The organism is Okeania sp., assembly GCF_983059655.1.
Genome location: NZ_CEZPJD010000535.1, coordinates 1 through 5,538, shown reverse-complemented (window position 1 = coordinate 5,538; position 5,538 = coordinate 1). Strand labels below are relative to the sequence as shown.

General features: G+C 34.5%; 4 protein-coding genes. 3 read left to right on the top strand and 1 reads right to left on the bottom strand.

The annotated features are described in order from the left end of the window. Positions 1 to 295: 295 nt before the first annotated feature. From AC3DU7_RS23600 to AC3DU7_RS23590, 3 genes are all read left to right on the top strand, one after another. Entirely contained in the window at positions 296 to 982 is a 687-nt protein-coding gene (locus tag AC3DU7_RS23600) for a Crp/Fnr family transcriptional regulator (protein WP_488041739.1), read from the top strand. A gap of 436 nt (positions 983 to 1,418) precedes the next feature. Next, positions 1,419 to 2,324: a helix-turn-helix domain-containing protein gene (locus AC3DU7_RS23595; protein WP_488041738.1), complete on the top strand. Its 906-nt coding sequence runs from the start codon at positions 1,419 to 1,421 to the stop codon at positions 2,322 to 2,324. Positions 2,325 to 2,783: 459 nt separating this feature from the next. After that, positions 2,784 to 4,493 (top strand): PP2C family protein-serine/threonine phosphatase, encoded by a 1,710-nt coding sequence (locus tag AC3DU7_RS23590; RefSeq protein WP_488041737.1) that lies wholly within the window; start codon positions 2,784 to 2,786, stop codon positions 4,491 to 4,493. Between the two features lie 632 nt (positions 4,494 to 5,125). Here AC3DU7_RS23590 and AC3DU7_RS23585 read toward each other — a convergent pair. Then, positions 5,126 to 5,344 carry an NfeD family protein gene (locus AC3DU7_RS23585; protein WP_488041736.1) on the bottom strand — a complete coding sequence of 73 codons (219 nt, stop codon included), beginning with the start codon at positions 5,342 to 5,344 and terminating at the stop codon, positions 5,126 to 5,128. Between the last annotated feature and the right edge of the window lie 194 nt (positions 5,345 to 5,538).

The following is a 5,538-nucleotide window of genomic DNA, read 5'->3' as shown; positions in this document are numbered from 1 at the left end:
CCCCACTCCCCTCCCCCACTCCCCCACTCCCTTACTCCCCTACTCCCTCTTTATGAAAAACAGATAAATTAATGATGAGAATTTGATTAAAAGTATATAAATTGCTTCTAAATTGGCAATAATTAATAATTTATTTGAATGAAAGCTAATATACTTGACTGAGCGTTCTGTTATTGCTAGGGTAGTTATATAAACAAAAAATAACCATCAATTATCAATTTATAGAAGTTTGGATTGTCCACAACGGGAAAACTACCTGTTATGTCATTCTTTAATAAACTTCTAACGCTGAAATTTGTGTGATTGTCTTTGTAATTTCTGGAATAATCGTTCCAAAAAAACTGATAAATCTCACTCAACAGGAGAAGCAAAAGTGCCGATGAAGCTCTTAGATCTAGATATACTTCCTTCTTATTTACGCCAAACGATCGCTATGCGAGAGTTGTCAGAAGAGCAAAAACTATTCTGGCAGGGAGACTCAGCTCAAGCAGTCTTTATTGTTAAGACTGGGCGACTCAAAATAGTGCGCTACAAAAGTTGTGGAACAATAGTGAGGTTATGCACTGCTATAGCAGGAGATATTTTAGCCGAGACAACACTTTTTTCTAGTAGATATACCAATACAGCCATTGCAGAAACAGCCTCACAAGTAATGGTTTATCCAAAGAAACATTTCTTAGCAGCTTTGCATAGCTATCCCGACTTAGCTCAAGATTTCATGGCAATTTTAGTCAGAAAAAATCAATGCCTACAACACCATCTAGAGTTACGGGATATCAAGACTGCCCACGAACGAGTGCTTCAATATTTATCCCAGATAGCTAGACTTTCTAATCAGACATTTGTCAATTTAGATAGACCTTTCAAAGAAATAGCTGCTGAGTTAGGGTTAACCCCAGAAACTCTATCCCGTGCCCTCAAACGCTTAGAAAGAGACGGTTTGATTAGTCGCTCTCAGCGTGCGATTGCCCTAAATAATTAGGGCCTGCTGAAAAAATTGGTTGGTGGGGGTAGGAAACGGGGATGGGTCGATTTGTGGAGAAACAGGCAAAGGTTTCGGCCATTTTATATGAAGAAATTTTCTTGAATTTCAGCAGAAGATTTCAGTAAATTGATACCAATAAAAGCCATAAACGTAGAAGATAAACTGAATATAAAAGGCTCCATTACCGTAAGCTATCTTGACTTTTAGCTTTATGAGCGCAAGCCCTAATTATGTTATGTCTGGTTGAATAGTTAGAAGTAGGGGAGTCACTTCAGTTATCAGTTATCAGTTGGCCTCCTATGGTTGGGAACGGGCAAGATACTCATTCCACAAAACTATTAAAATCATCCTGCATTTATACCACGCCTACAATTCAGACAACGTAATATTTTCCTTCTTCCTTCTGCTATACAAAAAATCACAAGGAGAAAATATGATATCACAATCTAATGTAATTCCTCAATCATCAAAAATACCAGATCAGCCAGAATCTAGCAAACTGTTGATATCAAGTAAACAGAATAATTGGCAAGGTATTTTGCTACAACGTCTATACTATTCCGCAGCAGAAAGTAAATTTTCCTTACCTGCAATACCAAAAGAACTACTAATAATTCATTTAGACTATCCTTGTCATATAGAGCGATCGCTAAAAGGAAAATATGACCGGGGGAGAATAGTGCCTGGAGATATAACTGTTGTGCCCAGTGGAGAAGTTTCTCAGTGGCATATTCAAGGAAACCCAGATTTGTTATACATATATTTAGCACCTTCCCTCATGGAAAAAGTTGCGACTGAAGTAGTAGAAGTAGACCCCCAACGAATTGAACTCGTAGATAGATTTACTCTGCGCGATCCATTTATTCGTCAGGTTGGTTTACTGCTACTAGGGGAACTAGAATCAGGAGGAGTAGCAGGTAGGTTATATGCAGAATCATTAGCATATTCATTAACAGTTCACTTAGTCCGCGAATATTCTACTATGAGTTTAGAAGTTAATGAGTACCGAGGAGGATTATCAAAATATAGGCTTCGCCAAGCAATTGAATATATTAATGAACATTTAGACCGAGATTTAAAACTAGCTAGAATTGCTGCTGTAGTTGGTATGAGTCAGTATCATTTTTCCCGGTTATTCAAGCAATCAATGGGTATTAGCCCCTATAAATATGTCATTCACCAAAGAGTAGAACTAGCAAAAAAACTATTGAAACAGCAAAATATCAGCATTACAGAAATTGCTTTTCAATGTGGTTTTTCTCATCAAAGCCACTTAACTAAAATATTTCATCAACTCACAGGTACTACTCCAAAACAATACAAAAATCAAGTTATTTAAGAAGGCAGAGGGAAGAAGGCAGAAGGAAATAAAGAATAAAGAGGAGGAAAAGGAGAAAGTTTTTTATCACTAATTATCCGGACATGATATTATTTAAAGTAGATTTAATCGTGAATAAATCTGTACATTTTCATAAATAAAAATTTAGTTTTATAGGGATAAAATCACAATAATTGTTTAAAATAATGTATAAAATACTGTTTGTAAAAGAAGTGTTGAATCCAGAGGTAGTATAGTAGATTAACACAGCTAAAACTGTGCAATAGATTTTTGTCTCTAGGTGTCTTGATCGATGGATAATTACTTAACTTGGTCTAATACCTCTTCATTTATAAAGAAAATATTTTCCTTAAGTTCGATCCTTTTCTTTCAAGGACAGGTAATTATCCATTATTAATTGTTCATTATCAATTGTTGAACTCCCCTACTCCCTACTCCCTAAAATAAAGGATAAAATATATGTTATCAAATAATTCAAGTCATCAAGTACAAATCAAGATGAATAAAAATAAGCAGAATAGCAAACTGTCTAGTATTCAAAAGTTAGCTCGGTCAATTAATGACCGACTCAAATCAAAATTGTCTCGCCGTGTAGTTTTATGTGTTTTCACTAGCATTATTGTCATTGAAACCATTATTTTAATCCCCTCTGTCAAAAGAAGAGAACAAGAAATTCTATCTCAAATGAAGCAAATGTCTTCTGGGAAAGTTGCTTGGATTTTGATTACTTATCCTAATGCTTCAAATACAGAGCTTGTCAATTATTTATCAGAATTGATGGAACATAATGCTTCAATTTTAGGAGGTGCTGTTTATGATTCTAACAAACAAAAAGTAGGTGCATTTGGTGAGTCTCCAGAATTGTCACTTTCTGAAGTAAATAATTCCAAAAAACTATTCATTTCCACCAGTAGTAATATTGCTCGTTATGATGACTTAATTTGGTCTGGAAAAGATATGCAAACAGACTATAGCATTATTATTCGCCATGATGCTTCTAATGTCAGACCAGAATTACTTGCTTATATTTATCGAATTATTGGTTTAGTTATTATCATATCTCTATTTTTGACAATTACAGTTTGGCTATGTTTAGAACCAATTGTAATTAATCCTATTCTCCAATTAAGGAGCGATTTGAATAAAGCAGGGGAAGCAATATATAACGACCGAGAAGCACCTACATTTAGCTCAATTTCTCTCCACAGACAAGATGAATTAGGAGAAGTAATTAATGCCTTTGAATTAATGTTTGTCAAAATTTCTCAAGCAATTAGCGAGCGAAAAAAAGCCGAAGCAGCTTTACAGGAAAGTCTAGAAAAAGTCAAAGCTTATTCTCAAGCTCTTAATTATGAATTACAGCAAGGTCATCAGATGCAGAAGAATTTTCTGCCTGCAAAAATTTCGCAACAAAATGGTTGGGAAATTGCTAGTTTCTTTCAACCAGCTAGACAAGTTGCTGGTGATTTTTATGATGTATTTGAGCTTTCCAGTCATACAGTAGGATTAGTAATTGCTGATGTTTGTGATAAAGGAGTAGGGGCAGCATTATTTATGAGTTTATTTCGTAGCTTAATTAGAGTTTTTTCTGGTCAAAATTATTTTGAAGAAATGAATGAGGATTTAGGAGGTGAACAAGATAAGTTTTATTTAGATAGAGGTCTAGCTACTGAAGATTGTTATAACGCTTTGAAGGCTGTATGTTTGACTAATAATTATATTGCGAAAAATCATGGCGAAGTGGGAATGTTTGCCACACTCTTCTTTGGAGTTTTAGACATAAATAATGGTAAAATAACTTATATTAATGGTGGTCATGAACCACTATTTATTATTGACGCTGGAGGAAAAATCAAAGAGGAGTTAAATTCTACAGGCCCAGCAGTTGGAATGTTGCCCGATATGAAATTTAAAATTGAACAAACTCACTTAGAAGCTGGTGAAATTTTATTAGGTTATACAGATGGAGTACCAGAAGCTCGTAATAGTAAGGGTGAATTTTTTTCTAATGATAAACTCCGGTTACTTGCGGAGAAAAAAACAGCTTCTGCTGAAACTTTACTGAAAGATATATCTAGCAGTGTTTTAAATCATACTGGTAGTGCCACGCAATTTGATGATATTACTTTATTAGCTGTCCAACGACAGGCTTTAACAATTAACAATTAATAATTAATAATTAATAATTAGGGCTTGCTGAAAAAGTCTTTTTGCTCTCCATAGTAGTCAGTAGTCAGTAGTCAATAGTCAGGAGAAATGGTGGATTACAGAATATGTAGCTGGTATTCCCCCAAATTTTCCGCCGTTTCCTGCCAAAATACTAGATTTATGCACCTCTTGCCACCGAAAAGCTGGCACTTTTTGAGACCAAGAAATGCTACAACTAATATTAGTCAATGCTTTTGCTGACGCAAAGCTGTCGCTAAGGTATTTATTCAGCAAACCCTAATTAATTATTACCGAAAAATCGTGGGTATGCGCCTCCCCTTTTAAGGGGATAAAAAGCGGTCGAGAGATGGCGAGGAAACCTTGCCATCCCTCGACCGCTTATTTTTCCTTCTTCTTTACTTCCTTCTGCTATGACTAATACCAATTTGATAAATGTTTATTACAAATATCTGGACTGCTTCTAGTAGTCAATAATCAGTAGTCAGTAGAAGCAGCTATTATCATTATTTTTTACCATTAAATTATCAATTATAATACCTTGTACATTTAAATGAAAGATATTAGTTGACTAGATTATTCGTAACATTCTTTTTTCAAACTGGTATAAGACCTTTGAGTTGAATACAAATTACTTAGAAAGGACGTACCAATAATGTAATTCCCTGACGACCAATAACTGCAACTTCTTGACCAGGTTCAAGAGTCATATTATAACCTCTAAAAAGCATAGCAGGCCAATATGTAGCTTTGAATTTAACTCTTCCAGGTTGCTCAAAAGTAATCTTTTCATCCACTACACCAACTTGAGGTTTAGAAAATATTTTGGGAGTATTATTACTAAATTTCTGCATTACTATTTTTCCTTTATTTCTTAAATTTGAGTCAGTATTAATTTTTTTTATGCCCCCGTAGTTAGAAATTCTTGAAAAGCTTAAATACTTGATTTATTGTCCTTAAATAGCACTACATTTTGCTGATGTCGTTTTCCGGAGATTATTTAATTCGCAGTTCTAATAATTTTTGTAGATATATATACTTATACCAT

Excerpts from the sequence above, each read along its gene's own strand:
- AC3DU7_RS23595 (WP_488041738.1), top strand. The coding sequence starts at position 1,419 with ATGATATCACAATCTAATGTAATTCCTCAATCATCAAAAATACCAGAT.
- AC3DU7_RS23585 (WP_488041736.1), bottom strand. The coding sequence starts at position 5,344 with ATGCAGAAATTTAGTAATAATACTCCCAAAATATTTTCTAAACCTCAA.
- AC3DU7_RS23590 (WP_488041737.1), top strand. The coding sequence starts at position 2,784 with ATGTTATCAAATAATTCAAGTCATCAAGTACAAATCAAGATGAATAAA.